The organism is Paenibacillus sp. 7523-1, assembly GCF_002276415.1.
GTDB lineage: Bacteria > Bacillota > Bacilli > Paenibacillales > Paenibacillaceae > Paenibacillus > Paenibacillus illinoisensis_A.
Genome location: NZ_NPBR01000007.1, coordinates 12,529 through 27,201 on the forward strand (window position 1 = coordinate 12,529; position 14,673 = coordinate 27,201).

The 14,673-nt window shown below is 46.5% G+C and carries 15 protein-coding genes; 5 read left to right on the top strand and 10 right to left on the bottom strand.

The window, feature by feature from the left end; all coding sequences use genetic code 11:
- Nucleotides 1-23: 23 nt before the first annotated feature.
- Nucleotides 24-569: a thioredoxin family protein gene (locus CHH60_RS08525; RefSeq protein WP_095358841.1), complete on the top strand. Its 546-nt coding sequence runs from the start codon at nt 24-26 to the stop codon at nt 567-569.
- A gap of 178 nt (nt 570-747) precedes the next feature.
- On the opposite strand, the gene CHH60_RS08530 is transcribed toward CHH60_RS08525, so the two are convergent.
- From CHH60_RS08530 to CHH60_RS08540, 3 genes are all read right to left on the bottom strand, one after another.
- Nucleotides 748-1,248: a DUF309 domain-containing protein gene (locus CHH60_RS08530; protein WP_095358842.1), complete on the bottom strand. Its 501-nt coding sequence runs from the start codon at nt 1,246-1,248 to the stop codon at nt 748-750.
- Nucleotides 1,235-2,050, bottom strand: a complete 816-nt coding sequence (locus CHH60_RS08535) for a GTP pyrophosphokinase (RefSeq protein ID WP_095358843.1) — start codon at nt 2,048-2,050, stop codon at nt 1,235-1,237. The genes CHH60_RS08530 and CHH60_RS08535 overlap by 14 nt, the downstream gene beginning before the upstream one ends.
- A gap of 140 nt (nt 2,051-2,190) precedes the next feature.
- Entirely contained in the window at nt 2,191-3,288 is a 1,098-nt protein-coding gene (locus tag CHH60_RS08540; protein WP_095358897.1) for a quinone-dependent dihydroorotate dehydrogenase, read from the bottom strand.
- A 270-nt stretch (nt 3,289-3,558) separates the two neighbouring features.
- Between CHH60_RS08540 and CHH60_RS29735 the strand changes: the two genes are divergently transcribed.
- Entirely contained in the window at nt 3,559-3,696 is a 138-nt protein-coding gene (locus CHH60_RS29735; protein ID WP_164764163.1) for a hypothetical protein, read from the top strand.
- 76 nt (nt 3,697-3,772) lie between these two features.
- Here the strand turns inward: CHH60_RS29735 and CHH60_RS08545 are convergent, their stop codons facing one another.
- The 3 genes from CHH60_RS08545 to CHH60_RS08555 all read right to left on the bottom strand — a co-directional run bounded on the left by CHH60_RS08545 (nt 3,773) and on the right by CHH60_RS08555 (nt 7,106).
- Nucleotides 3,773-5,212 (bottom strand): L,D-transpeptidase family protein, encoded by a 1,440-nt coding sequence (locus CHH60_RS08545; RefSeq protein WP_095358844.1) that lies wholly within the window; start codon nt 5,210-5,212, stop codon nt 3,773-3,775.
- Between the two features lie 231 nt (nt 5,213-5,443).
- Complete coding sequence (locus CHH60_RS08550) at nt 5,444-5,686, bottom strand: ferredoxin (RefSeq protein ID WP_062322102.1); 243 nt, start codon at nt 5,684-5,686, stop codon at nt 5,444-5,446.
- Between the two features lie 118 nt (nt 5,687-5,804).
- Entirely contained in the window at nt 5,805-7,106 is a 1,302-nt protein-coding gene (locus CHH60_RS08555; RefSeq protein ID WP_095358845.1) for a DNA polymerase IV, read from the bottom strand.
- A gap of 529 nt (nt 7,107-7,635) precedes the next feature.
- Between CHH60_RS08555 and cimA the strand changes: the two genes are divergently transcribed.
- Nucleotides 7,636-9,255 carry a citramalate synthase gene (cimA, locus tag CHH60_RS08560; protein ID WP_095358846.1) on the top strand — a complete coding sequence of 540 codons (1,620 nt, stop codon included), beginning with the start codon at nt 7,636-7,638 and terminating at the stop codon, nt 9,253-9,255.
- Nucleotides 9,256-9,329: 74 nt separating this feature from the next.
- Here cimA and CHH60_RS08565 read toward each other — a convergent pair whose 3' ends face one another.
- Complete coding sequence (locus CHH60_RS08565; RefSeq protein ID WP_095358847.1) at nt 9,330-9,878, bottom strand: TlpA family protein disulfide reductase; 549 nt, start codon at nt 9,876-9,878, stop codon at nt 9,330-9,332.
- Nucleotides 9,879-10,123: 245 nt separating this feature from the next.
- On the opposite strand from CHH60_RS08565, the gene CHH60_RS08570 reads away from it, so the two are divergent.
- A complete protein-coding gene (locus tag CHH60_RS08570; protein WP_095358848.1) occupies nt 10,124-10,612 on the top strand; it encodes a Mov34/MPN/PAD-1 family protein in 489 nt (162 codons plus the stop codon).
- Here CHH60_RS08570 and CHH60_RS08575 read toward each other — a convergent pair.
- Genes CHH60_RS08575 through CHH60_RS08585 form a run of 3 tightly spaced genes read right to left on the bottom strand, consistent with a single transcriptional unit; the run spans nt 10,598 to nt 13,863 of the window.
- A complete protein-coding gene (locus CHH60_RS08575; protein WP_095358849.1) occupies nt 10,598-11,335 on the bottom strand; it encodes an exonuclease domain-containing protein in 738 nt (245 codons plus the stop codon). The two genes, CHH60_RS08570 and CHH60_RS08575, sit on opposite strands and share 15 nt — an antisense overlap.
- Nucleotides 11,332-12,417, bottom strand: coding sequence for a DUF294 nucleotidyltransferase-like domain-containing protein (locus CHH60_RS08580; RefSeq protein WP_095358898.1), 1,086 nt, complete (start codon nt 12,415-12,417; stop codon nt 11,332-11,334). Before CHH60_RS08580 ends, CHH60_RS08575 begins: the two co-directional genes overlap by 4 nt.
- A gap of 42 nt (nt 12,418-12,459) precedes the next feature.
- A complete protein-coding gene (locus CHH60_RS08585; RefSeq protein WP_095358850.1) occupies nt 12,460-13,863 on the bottom strand; it encodes an ammonium transporter in 1,404 nt (467 codons plus the stop codon).
- Between the two features lie 355 nt (nt 13,864-14,218).
- Between CHH60_RS08585 and CHH60_RS08590 the strand changes: the two genes are divergently transcribed.
- The gene (locus CHH60_RS08590; protein ID WP_095288009.1) at nt 14,219-14,647 is read left to right on the top strand and encodes a MerR family transcriptional regulator; all 429 of its coding nucleotides are present in this window, start codon (nt 14,219-14,221) and stop codon (nt 14,645-14,647) included.
- The last annotated feature ends 26 nt before the right edge of the window (nt 14,648-14,673 follow it).

Here is a 14,673-nt window from a genome sequence, read left to right on the forward strand (position 1 = left end):
ATATGATTGATGGGGGATGTCCAATGAAATCGAAGAAAAAGAAAAGTGCCTCAATCCTGATTTTCCTGGGTATATTCGTGGTCCTAATCGCAGCACTTATCGTTGTAAACCAACAATCCAAGAAACAAATGGACGCTGTGGAGAATGCTTATGGTATTGCAGCTTCCAAGCTTAATCCAGCCACACGGGAATTGCTCGATGACCCTAACTATCAACAGATTATTCTGCCGGATGATCTCAAATCCAAAATTGACAATAAGGAAAGCTTTTTCGTTTATTTCTTTGCCTCTGACTGCTCACATTGCCGGGCAACGACACCACAGTTGATGCCGCTGGTAGACGAAGTAGGTATTGAGCTGCCACAATTCAATCTGCGTGAGTTTGATTCAGGCTGGACAGATTATAATATCGAATTTACACCTACGCTGGTTTATTATCAAGATGGCGTTGAGAAGGATCGCATGGTTGGCGGACTTCAGGAGAATGGTAGTGAGAACGGTTATACGCTGGATGACTACAGACAATTTTTTGACAAGTACAAAGGCAGCTCTGCTGCTTCGGCAAGCTAAGAAGTAATCATTGACTACAAATTAACATCTCAAGCTGTGCATGTGGACAGGCTCTTCCGTTTTTACTCAGAGCTCTATAGCCAATAAACGCAGACCAAAAAATCACCCCGGCTAATCCTTATCCAAGGTTCAGCCGGGGTGATTTATGTTATATACGATATGCATCATGCCATCTATACTAATTCTGATTTTCGCCGAAATTGTTCGCCTGCTGCATTGCTTTCATTTTCTCTTCATAGATGCGTCCCCGCGTCGGGCTGCGACGTTGCGGAATGTTGGGTTTCAGTTCCTTAGATCGTTCTTGAAATGCACTAGTCAGTGTCTCATCCCAGATCCGTATGGTCAGATCCCTGTATGGAAAATGCTGCGATTCAGGACCTGCTAGTCCGCTGACCAGTCCCTTCACTTCCTCGACCAATTCTCCGAGTTCAATCCCTTTTGTACGAGCAGGATAACGCTCCAGCAGTTCAACCGAACTCTGCAACATCATCCGGCCTCCACGAAGATTTTTGTTTCTGAAATGATATAAGCCAACTGCAATCTGCAGCAAGCCTTTATAGAAAGGGTCCCGATCCAGTTCCAACCACAACTCTTCCAATACCTCATGGCATTCGAAATAGTCCTGATCCCGGTTAAAATAGATCAGATAATCAATATACAGCGGCTCATAGCTGCTCATCGGGATTTTCGCCCTTCCTAGCCGAATTCAGAAGAGCCTTCACATCATCCAACAAGTCTTTTAGTGCTTCCATGTCATGGCGCTCCCAGCAGTCGTTAAAGCGCTTCTGAGCCTCAATGGCCTCATTAACGAGGTGGTAGAAATACAACTGATGTATGATGGAAAGTGTCTTGGATACGATGTTTGAATCATCTTCAAACTCCTTCTGCGCTTCGAGGATCTGCAGCCGGATGGCTGACATCTCATTATCCAATACAAACGCGGCTTCTGCCGTTTTCTTCAGCCTTGCCCGCATATCATCTGGCAGACTTTCCCGATATTTATAGCTCAGTGAGTGCTCAATCGTAGCCCAGAAGTTCATGGCCAGCGTCCGGATTTGGATCTCAGCCAGCACTTTCTTCTGTCCCAGAGCCGTCTGAACAGGATATTCAATAATCATATGGAAACTACGATAACCGCTCTCTTTGAAGTTCGTAATATAATCCTTTTCAATCAATACCGATAAATCCTTGCGTCCGCGAATGTACTCCGCCACTCTGCGAATATCATCCACAAATTGACACATAATACGAATTCCCGCAATATCCTCAATTCCCGTCTCTACCTGATCTAGTGGCACATTCAGACGTCTGGATTTCTCCAGAATGCTGGATATTTTTTTGACACGACCGGTAACGAATTCAATCGGGGCGTATTCTTCCCGTTTCTTCAGTTCCGCTCGCATTGTCTTGAATTTGACTTTCAATTCCTCTACCGCTTGTTCATAAGGAAGTAAAAATGTACCCCAGTCTCTACCGTCCATGCTTATGCCTCCTGTCTCTATAGCGTCCCCTGTTCCAGTCTATTATACATGATGTTCAGCGGGGGGAAGAGTCCCGTACGCAATACCCTCTTCCAAGCTTCTATATTTTCGCTCCGGGGAACTTCTTATCCTTCATGTTCTTATCTGTGCTCTGCACCGACAGCTTCGGAGATATGACGATAGCCGTCTTTGCGCAATAAGTCACGCAATCCGGCATGGATACGCCGATTCACTTCAGGTCCTTCATAGATCAGAGCTGTGTATATTTCCACCAGACTTGCACCGGCTTTAATTTTTACGTATGCGTCTTCGCTTGTAAAAATGCCACCGGAGCCGATAATCGGAAGCTTCCCTTCGGTTTGACGATAGATGCGCCGAATAACCTCCGTGGAACGATCCCGCAGCGGTTTACCGCTGAGTCCACCAGTTTCCTTGGCATGCTGATGGGACAGACCATCCCGGTTAACCGTCGTGTTGGTGGCAATGATGCCTGCAACGCCGCTATCCGCGATCGTGCTGACCATATATTCAAGCTCCTGGTCGTTGACATCCGGTGCGATTTTGACCAGCACCGATTTGACCGATCCGCCTGCTTTTGTGCGTTGTGCTTCCATTTCACTCATTACTGCAGCAAGCAGTTCCTTCAATTCATTCCCATGTTGCAGGTTACGCAGATCCGGTGTATTTGGTGAACTGATATTCACGACGAACAAATCCGCATAATCATACAGCGCCCGAATACATTTTTCATAATCCAGGTGTGCTTCTTCATTAGGTGTTGCCTTGTTTTTGCCGATGTTGACTGCAACGGGAATACGACGCTCCTTCAGACGTGCCAATTCACCTGCCATGGCTTCCGCTCCAAGGTTGTTGAACCCCATCCGGTTCACCAGAGCTTCATCTGGAGGCAGACGGAACAGACGTGGCTGATCATTGCCTGGCTGCGGAAGCGGTGTTACGGTGCCGACTTCCATGAACCCGAATCCAATGGATGAGAAACCCATTACGGCCTGTCCGTTTTTGTCCAGACCTGCTGCAAGGCCCACTGGGGTAGGGAAATGACAGCCGAACATGTCAACAGCCAGATCTTCCGTTTCACGCACGCCATACATCACCCGCAAGCCGGAAGGCACCGGGCGAATACTGCCCATGCCGCTAAGGCCGCCAATAATCAGATGATGGGCTTGTTCAGGGTCCATTTTGAACAACAAGGGTTTCGCAAGACTTCTATATAACAAATCACTCACTCCGTTCTCGTCCGGTACGCCGTAAATATGCTTTCCCGTCTTTTTCATATGTAAAAAAACACTCTACACACAAGTCTATCCGTTTCTTCATCAAAAGGAAAGTAGTTTGCGCATAGACATCCTCATTTTGTCCATGTCTGCAAGCCACTTTAAACCTTATGGAAGAAATAATCCCGCATACTGGAAATGACGAGGTGAATTCTTTACAATGAGAGCATGGCAACGATATACCAGTACCAATGAACGAAGGAGGGACAGCCCATGGCTCCCAAACGTAAACCGCCTGCTTTGCAGCAAAAGAAAGAAGAAGTAAATCGGAAAGCCATTGCTTGGACAGCGGCCAGTGTCATCGGATTGATCATTATTATCGGCGCACTCATCATTATCGCCAATATGTAAACGGTCAAACCGACTGCCAGTCCAGTACATTGTTTCAGCTGGAGTACACGCCATCGTAACAGGTTACAGGAATCGATTAGTTCAGCCAATGATACGTCTTGTTTGGATTGTTTTGTTTGGGGACAAGCGTATGCTGATAGCGCTCCTTCGCTTCCGGTACAAGGATGGTCTCTGGCAGCAGATTCGTTCCAATGCGTACAGGGGTGCCCTGAGGTGCGAGTGCAAACAGTTCCTCCACATCCCCAGTACTCATTCTCACACATCCAAGGGACTCATCCAGCCCAATACTGTCAGGCTCGTTGGTCCCGTGGATGGCATAATTCGTATCCGACAGCTGCATGCCTCTTGTCCCAAATTCTCCATCAGAGCGACCATTTGGATTCACGACTTTGTCCGTAATGACAAAAGTGCCTTCTGGTGTTCGCCCTCCCCCTAGCCCGACCTCATAATTGCGAATAATGGTATTACCGCTAATCAACGCAAGTCTGTGGTTGCTCTTATCGACTACGATCTCCAATTGATCCTGTAAAAAGAGTTCCCCTCCAAGCGTGTCTGCAAATGGACCATCCGCTTGCAGAGCAGGTGATTGTCCGGCTTGTTCCTGACCTGCTTGTTGACCTGCCTCTTCCTTTCCTTGCTTCTGCATCGCAAGTATTGCAGGAAACATGTCTTTCATCCCCGGGGCTGTCTCACCCAAAATGTTGTTTGGAAAAGGCTGCGCAAGCTGACTTACGTTTTTGGGCCAGGTTTTGTTTTGCTTGTAGTATGTATGGATTGCACTGGACAACGATGCTGCTGATTCTTGTTTGGCTGTCCACGCTTGTGCAAGCTGCTTGATGTCTTTTGAAACTTCAGGCGGTTCGCAGTTGCACTGGTCGGCATCGAAACTTTGGGCTGTTAATCTGCCGCTGCTATTTGTTTGCACAATATATTTTACCGGCATATTCCGTTTCCATAACGCCCATTCGTCAGAAGTCTGCATGCCCAGAACAGCGGAGGTCGCTACCTTGGGTCCCGCACCTGACCATGCAGCAACGAGCGCAGTTTCTCCCTGATGATTCCCTCCGAATCTCGCAGCTGTAAAAACATTCGAATTGGTGATAGGAGCTGAAGCAGCTTCACGCTCATCAGAGATTGGGCCATCCGCCCAATCATCATCCCCGGTTTCCAAAGCTGAGGCCAACGCTTCAGCGGCATCACGATTGAATCCTGGAGCATCTGCAGGCGGTACCAGAGCTAACACAAGCAGCATCAGCAGAGTCAGCCACATTTTGCGAATGCGCTGTTTCTTCTCCTTCTGTTCTCCCATCTCCACCAGCTTGTTTTGATAATCCACCCATATGTCTGCAGGAGCCTTACTCCGTTCAAATGCTTCGTAAACTTCGCCCGCTTGCTGAAAACAATAGTTGGCCTTGCCTTCCTGACCTTCACGCACATACTCCTTACCGAGCAAATACCAGGCCATTTTATTATCAGGATGTTTCTTAACATATGTTCTTAGGTGAGTATTCTGCATCCGATCCTCCGCTTGATTTCTCTTTTTCCGTTACTATCTATTATATCGGCATAGGACAGAATCAAATCCATAGGACTTGAGTACCCGGATAAAACGCAAAGCATTCGACAAAATATCACAACCTGATAAAGTATAAAACCCGTACCAACATGATTTCTACGCACTAAAAAAAGCACGTCCCACTGCCCTAAGACAGAGGAATGTGCTTCTTCCTGGTTATATGGTGTATGATTAGCCTTCTTTGTTGAAAGGTTCATCCGCTACTTTGATGGAATCCGTTGGGCAGCCATCACAAGCATCTTGCATATCATCGAACAGGTCGTCCGGGATCGCCTTGATTCCTTGGTTAGCATCGCCATCAAAAATCACTTCTGCCAAGCCCTCATCATCATAGTCATAAATGTCAGGAGCCGTTGCTCCGCAAGCACCACATGCAATACATGTATCTTTTTCAACCCAAGTGTACTTACTCATTACAATCTCTCCTCCTAAAATTCAAAACGTACAGTATTTTTATCTAGAAAACATATTAAACCAAAGTAAAAGTAATTTCAAATTATTTTGACAACATCAAGAGTATATTATGCCCTATTTAATCAGGACTTTGCAAGTTATCTTTTTGCAGAGACGTGCCCCTAACCTTGTGATTACGGAGCAAAACGGAAGGGTCATCCCCAAGCATGCCCGCTGTTACAACAGCATTCTCTCCAAATTTGTCACGCAGCTGGTCCATAATGCGAATCAGATTCTCCTTTTTCGGCTTCTGTTCGTATTCAAACAAATCCAGCTGTACAGCTGATTCCTCACGTGGAATCAAATTCTGAAGGGTTACTCCCAGCATGCGTACAGGCTTCCCACTACTCCAGTGCTTGGCAAATAAAGCGCAGGCTTCTCGGTAGATTATCGTTGCATCCTCCGTAGGAACTTCCATCATCCGTGAACGGGTGATGGTTTTCATATCGGGTGTTCGAATAGTAATCTGAATCCCCTGACTCAACATCTCGTGCTTGCGCAAACGCCTGGCCACTTGGTCACTAATGTTAAGCAGTACCCGGTGTACGTCCTCTATCTCGGTAATGTCCGCTGGGAGTGTCGTGGTGTGACCGATGGATTTGTTCGCTTCCCGCTCTGCCTGAACGATAGAATGATTGATGCCATTGGCTGAATTCTTCAGCCAGGTACCGTTAATTCCAAATACATCCGTCAGCATCCGTTCATCCGATTTTGCAAGCTGTCCTATGGTTTCGATGCCCAGCTTTTTCAGTTTTTCAGCCGTCTTTTTGCCGATACCGAACAACTCATTGCAGGGTCTATGCCAGAGAATCTGAGGAACATCTCTCATTCGCAAAATGGAAATACCGTTAGGTTTCTTCAGATCGGAAGCCATCTTCGCCAGCAGTTTGTTGGGTGCAATGCCAATGGAACATGGAAGTCCCAGTTCTTCCCGTATTCGTTGCTGGATGCTCTCCGCAATTTCCATGGGTGTGCCGAACTGTTTAGAGCCTGTGATATCCAGATAACATTCATCTATTGAGGTTGCTTCCAGCAGCGGTGTATAACTGTAGGCTATTTTCATAAATGCTCTTGAATATTGACGATATAGATGAAAATCAGGACGAATTACGATTAATTCCGGACATTTTTTCATCGCCTGATGCACGACCATGCCTGTTGAAATGCCTTTTCTTCGTGCAGTGTATGAACACGTTACAATAACACCTTTTCTCACTTCACTACTGCCTGCAACAGCTGTTGCTTTACCTCTGTATAGTTCCGGCTCTTCGGCTTCATGCACCGAGCAATAAAATGCGTTCATGTCGACATGCAAAATGACTCTTCCGGCGGCAGGATAATATCGATCCACATTCGTGTGACGGGTTCCATCCCCAGACATGTTCCTCCGCCCTTTCGTACTTCTAATTAATGAAGTGTAAAAATCTATTCACTCTATTATATCAAGTTTGTTATGTAAAATCAGTTACGTTTGTTATTTTCTCATTTCCGATTAGATCGGATGATCGATCGTATAATTAGCCACCCTACACTCACAAAAAGGACTAGAGAAATCAAGAAAATAATTGTATTTTCCCATACAAAAGACATTTATACCCCTCCTCTTTTCCATTTATCCCATTTACCAGTCAAATTTTAATATAACATACATTTTGATATCAATCACTTATCCGATCATCGAGAAACAAAAATTTGTTACACGAAACTGCGATTTCTGTGTAGCATTTGGCCATAATGGTGCTATAATAATTAATTATACAAATTCGCGACTTTCGGGCAAATCAACGCATAGAGTTTAATACAGTGTAGCGTTGCAGAACCGAAGGATTCATATGCAAACTTATTTGCACGCTTCCTTAACACAAAATTCAACTTTTAAAAAAAGCGCTTTATCTCAAAGGAGGATCTTCATGTCAAAGGCCATTTCCATCTTCGATACGACTTTACGTGACGGCACACAAGGGGAGGGTGTCAGTTTATCGGCAGATGACAAGCTTAAAATTGCCAAGAAACTCGACGACCTGGGTGCTCATTATATTGAAGGCGGAATTCCCGGCAGCAACACCAAGGACATTGAGTTTTTCAAAAGAGTAAAAGAATTAAATCTCAATGCCAAGGTCGTTGCTTTTGGCAGTACACGTCGCAAAGGAAGCATCGCCAGCGAAGACGCCAATTTGAAACGGATGATCGAATCCGGTGCACAAGCAGCAACTTTGGTCGGTAAATCGTGGGACTTCCACGTCCATACCGCCTTGCAAACCACTTTGGAAGAGAACCTATCCATGATCTATGATTCCATTGCTTATTTGAAGCAAAATGGAATGGAAGTTATTTTCGATGCCGAGCACTTCTTCGACGGATTCAAGCATAACCCGGAGTATGCTCAAGCTGTGCTAACGAAAGCTCATGAAGCTGGTGCAGACTGGCTCGTGATGTGTGATACCAACGGCGGCACCATGCCGCATGAAGTATACGAGATTGTATCCAGACTTTCTAGAAGTCTCCCTCATGCTCATCTCGGAATTCATACACATAATGACTGTGAACTGGCTGTCGCCAATACGCTTAGCGCTGTACAAGCCGGGGCTAGACAGGTTCAAGGCACGATGAACGGTTATGGAGAACGTTGCGGTAATGCCAATCTGGCTTCCATTATTCCGAACCTACAGCTCAAGCTTGGATATGAATGCGTGTCCGAAGATTCGATGAGACAGCTCACAAACGTAGCCCGCTATGTTAGCGAGATTGCCAATGTGAACATGCCGATCAATCAGCCTTATGTCGGTAATGCAGCCTTCGCTCATAAGGGCGGCATTCACGTCTCTGCTATCCTGCGTGATTCCCGTACTTACGAACATATCGTACCTGAACTTGTCGGGAACAAACAGCGTGTACTCGTTTCGGAGCTGGCTGGACAGAGCAACATCGTCTCCAAGGCACAGGAACTCGGACTGGAGTTCGATCCAAGCAGCGCCAATTCACGCCAAATCATTGAAAAAATCAAAGATTTGGAGCACCAAGGTTATCAGTTTGAAGGTGCGGACGCTTCCCTTGAGCTGCTCATTCGCGAAGCAAACGGAGATATGAAGGAACTGTTCACATTTGAATCCTTCAAAATGCTTGTGGAAAAAGCAGCCGACAAATCCGTTGTCTCCGAAGCATTCGTTAAGCTCAATGTTGCTGGAACAAGCGTTTATACCGCTGCGGAGGGTAATGGTCCGGTGAATGCTCTCGATAACGCCCTTCGGAAAGCACTTGTCCAGTATTTCCCTTCGCTTGCTAACATGCATCTCTCTGACTATAAAGTCCGTGTACTTGATGAGAAGGATGCAACGGCAGCCAAAGTACGTGTATTAATTGAATCCAAAAATACAGAGAATACATGGAATACGGTTGGCGTTTCCGAAAACGTCATTGAAGCGAGCTGGGAAGCCCTTGTTCACAGTTTCCGCTATGCCTTGCTTCAGGAGAAGTTACAGGACGAGCCAAATGTTGTCCACACAGCCATGCATGGATTAAGCAACCATTAACGCTTATTTCCCGGAAAATAAAAGAAGCGCCTGTCTCCAAAATTACTGGGGATAGGCGCTTTTTATTAAACTTACTAGTTGATGACTTTCTTGATTCTACGCTCCAATTCCTTCTCAGGCAAAATGCCGAGTATGACTTCCTGGATCACCCCATTCTTGTCAATCAGCACATTAGTAGGAAAAGCGACACCATTATACTTGGCATAGGCTTCCCCGTCTTCATCGAGCAAAATAGGGAACGTCAGTTTGTATTCATCCACAAAAGCTTTAGCATCTTTCAGCTTATCGTAAGGGGTAACATTGACTCCATACATATCCATTTCATCTTTATATTTAGCCGCCAAGGTATTAAGCGCTGGCGCTTCCTCCTTGCAGGGTTCACACCAGGAAGCCCAGAAGCTGACAAATACAGCCTTTTCCTTCGCTCCTCCTGCGGTATATGTTTTTCCATCCATGCCTTTAAGAGAGAACCCTGGGGCCAGTAATCCAGCTCTCGGTCCTGTTTCCGTCGGAAGCGGCTCTTCTTGTTTGAACACGGCAGCTATTCCGTTATCCACATTTTGAGCCAGTGCAACCCCAATGAGCAATACAACAGCAAGCAGTATGTATATGTTTCGTTTCATGGCCAGCCACCTTCTTGTAGAATCAGCATCTCGGGTATGACTTCATTACCGTCACTCATTGCAAGTGGTCCTAACCACTTGATTACGTTTGCTCATGGTGAGGTCACTTACTCCTTGTTGTAAAATACTATCTTTAATATTGTACCCTTTTCCTTTAAAATTTTACAATCAGGGATCATGCAAATTCAAACAAAAAAAAGGACCCCTGCCTAAGCAGGAGCCAAAGAGAGAGGGGTGAATACAAAATGGCAGCACTTCACGGACAGCAAAACACGATCTTCATTTCTTCTTCCGTAGAGCAAGAAATGTCGAAACACATGTACAATTCGCTGCCGCAGGAAGCCTGCGGGGTTGTGCTGGGTGAAGCTGCAGCGGGCGGCATACGAATCAGTCGGTTTCAGCCAATTCGCAACGTTGCGCCTAACCCGCTGCATCACTTCAGCCTGGATGAGGCGGAATGGATTCGTTGCATATTTAACGAGCCACAGCTCGTTGGTATCTTCCACTCACATCCGCAAACCAGTCCCGTACCGTCCCATCAGGACCTCATGGCCCTTCCAGCTTACGCCGAATTAATCAAGGTGTATCTGATTGGCACGCCAGCTCTGACAAGCAAGTCAGAACCTTGTATGCATTTGAATGGTTATGAGATCCTGTACAACGCGGAAAACCCAAGTAAGTCAAATCAGCAAAAGCGCTATGATCTTCAGCCAGTACAACTACGCATGACTTAAATGGGTATACAAGTCACCCAGTGTTTCTACATTTTTATGAGTCATATCCTCCAAATAACAGGACCATAGCTGCGCGGTCATCTTGGCATCTTCCAATGCATGATGACGTCCGTATATCGGTATCCCCCTTGATTCCAGCAGTTCATCGAGACCATAGCCCGGTCTTCCCGGCTCCAGCCAGCGAGCCAGCATCATGGTGTCGATCAGCCGATGGCTCAGCCTCACTTTGGAGGTGCGCCACAGAGCAGCATTCAGAAATGCCCGATCATGCGCACTTGCATGCGCAACCAGTACACTGCCTCCAACAAAAGACATAAAATCATGCAGGCCCTCCAGCAAAGTAGGTGCATCAACGCACATCTGCTCTGTGATACCTGTAAGTTCGGTAATGTGTTCTGGTATTGAAGCTTTGGATTGAACGAGTGTATAAAACTGTTCTCCTTCCAACACTACACCACCGCTGATGCGCACGGCGCCAAATGATAGAATCTCGTCTCCATGCTGCGGAGAAAAGCCTGTCGTCTCCAGATCGAATACAACCGCATCCAATTCATTCAGCGGCGTATGCAGAACTTCCGGTCTGCGCTGCTCCCTCATCATTGAACGAATGAACGCCATGTGTTGCGCCGTTGGGGCCCCCATTATGGAAGCGATGGCAGAAGGAACCCCTCCCTGACGCAGCGAATTCCAAAATCCAGTATTGCCCCTTGCCGGCTCTCTCATGGACGTCTCCTTTCTGCAAAACGAAGTTGTCTTTGCAGTGCGCGATGCACACGTCGCACCTGTCCTAATGCATCCCTCAATTCATAATGCATCTGTTTTTGCTTCATTTGTTTCTCATCCAGAAAACCACTGCTCTGCTGCAGCCCACCTCTAATGACGACTGGTGTACTGCGTCTAAACTTCAGTGCTATCATAAAAGCACGCCCTGCCGCATCAAGCAGTGTAAGGGGGACCGCTTCAAGGGACACCAATCTCTGTATTCGCTTGAGCGTAGATGTTTCCTTAATTCCATGCTGGAGTGCCAGGAAACGCCCACTGTTTACCAGTGGAATATATAGTCCATACTTGACGTCGAATCCGCCAGCATGTTCTCCAAACCTTTCTGTGACCACCTGACCGAGAATATTCAGGGTTGCCTTGTGTTTAACGGTATTACGCAGGACAGCATCAGACAGCTCGGGAACGGCTCTGAACCCATCATAGAAGGCAGCAATCCATTCATCAGCTAGACCTTTCTCCCCTGCCACAAAACGCATATCCGAAGCAATGATCAAATTGCGTACAGGTTCCCACGCCAGATCCGACCTCCACGCCCGAAGCTGTTCCTTCCAGGATTCCAGTGTTTTGCGCCATAACGGCTCTGAACACATCACTTTCCCTTCACATTTGGCATAGCCTAGATCTTCAAGCATATCAGCCATTCGTCGTCCGAGTTCGGCAAAATACTCCTCTTTTCCCTCATGCGGGTTATCGCTGATAATCATGCCATTGTCCTGATCACTCCATAATGTAGCTTCTTCCCTGCCCGAACTACCAAAAACGATAAAGGCATAGGGGACGGGAGGCCGGCCGAAGCCTTCCTCTACCATCCCCTGGATGCATAACTCTACTGCTTTCCGGTATATTCGGTCATGCAGTTCATTTACCGTTTGGTACCACTCGATTGGCGACAAGGAAGCGGACAACAATTCCTGGAGCTCATTCTGCAATACTACACGTGCCTGGCGCAGCTCCTCGGTTGAAGCAGCACCATCGATCCCTTGATAGGACCAAGAATGGTTTATAAACGGGATAGGTTCCATCATGTCCTGCCTCCTTGAAGCGTGATTCAGTCATCATTCACCTTAGGAGCTGAACGTACCGCCACCACTCGTTTTACCTTCAATATTTTTCATTTGCTCAGGGTACCCATAAGTACCGTGCTCACTAAGATCCAGACCCATGGTTTCCTCTTCTTCAGTTACACGGATGCCCATGATGGCTTTCATTCCGCCAAGGATAATGAAGGAAACAACCAGTACGAAGGCGAATGCGCCAACCAGACCCAAAAGTTGAACTCCCAGCTGGTGGAATCCACCACCGTAGAACAGACCCGCTTGACCTACACCTGCATTTTCAGCAAGCTCCGGAGTTGCGAACAATCCTGTGGAAATCGCTCCCCACATACCAGCGATACCATGGACGGAGAAAGCATAGATTGGATCGTCAATTCCTTTGCGATCGAAGTATTGAGCCGTGAAGAATGTGATAATACCTGCCAAAGCACCGATAACCAGAGCTGCCCATGGTTCTACAAAGGCACAAGCACCTGTAATCGCAACGAGTGCTGCAAGCACACCGTTCAGCATGCTAGGAATATCGGATTTACCAAGAACTGCCCAAGAGATCAACAGTGCAGCAACACCACCCGCTGCAGCGGCAACGTTTGTAGTCAATGCAACATAACCGAAGAATCCATCGCCCATAGCAGACAATGTGCTACCTGGGTTAAATCCGAACCAACCGATCCAGAGGATGATAACACCGAGAACAGAGTAAACTTGGTTGTGACCCGGAATAATGTTAGGTTTTCCGTCTTTGTTGTATTTGCCGATACGCGGTTTCAACAGGATCGTAGCTACTAATGCTGCTGTTGCACCCGTCAAGTGAACTACAGTTGAACCTGCGAAGTCTTGCATACCCAGCTCTGCGAGCCAGCCGCCGCCCCATACCCAGTGAGCAACAACCGGATACATGATAATGGTATAAAGTGTTCCGAAAACAATATATACGCTCATTTTTGCACGTTCAGCCATACCACCGCAGGCAATGGCCAGAGATACTGCAGCAAAAGCGAGGTGGAATACAAATTTAATGGTAAGTGGGACATCGGAGAAGGCCAGTGATTCGAAGGATGCAGCCATTTGGTCACCGCTCAGGAAAAATCCTGTTGTTCCAAAAAAGCTGTTTCCGTTACCGAAGCCAAGACCGAAGCCGAGAGCCCAGAAGGCAATAACCGAAATACCCAATGTCAGGATCGTTTTACCCGCAATATGTCCTGCATTCTTCATTCGTGTTGAACCTGCTTCCAATAAAGCAAATCCCCCTTGCATCAAGAAAACCAGCACAACAGCCAAAAACGTAAAGGCTGAGTTCAAACCTGTTTGAAGTTCAATGTTAGTCGGCCCCTCCGCAGAAGCGAATGCGCTGACTGGGAAAGCCAGTAACGTAAGCATTAATAACACCGCAACCAACCATTTCTTTCTCATATACCCCACTCCCTCTTATGTTAAGTTTCTTCACATATCGTGAAACTCTTAATGTCATTATAAGCAGAAGACAGGAAAGTTGACAAGAGTATTTTAATCAAATCAGAAAAATATTTCTGGGAATAAAGTCATACGTCTTTTTCTTGCACTTAAGTACATATTCATGTCCTGTGAGCACATAGACATAGAAGCATGCCTCTTTCACAATAAAAGCATAACGTTTGACTGTATGGTTAAAGATCATGTATCATAACTATATAGTAAGAAAAGAATGGGGCGGAGTCTGTAAAGCCGCAAGTGGAATCTACAATTCCCTACAATAGAACTTGCAAGCGAGGTGAATACCATTGGGGATATGAAACTGTTTCGGATTGGCGAACTTGCCAAGACCGCTGGTGTGAGTGAACGGACGATTGATTACTACACGAAGCTTGGTTTGATCGCTCCTGAAGAGCGGACAGAAAAAAACTATCGTCTATATAGTAATGAAACTTTAACCAGGCTCGAACGTATTGTACAGATGAAACAAGAGAAATATAGTCTCGACGAGATTAAGCAATCTCTTGAGAAGTGGAGTCTGGTTAGCACAGAAGAGCAGGTTGCCAGCAAACTGACAACACTTGAGCTCCATGTTCAACAACTTGAGCGAGAGGTCAATGAACTCAAACCGCTGCTTGGCGAGATGAAACCTGTACAAGCACGTAAGATGATGGCTGGCCTACTTACGAAAAGTGCTGGTACGATGGAAGCCTTGAAAATCTTGCTTGAGAACACCATGATGTAGCTTATTATTAGAAAGCGGAGGAATGA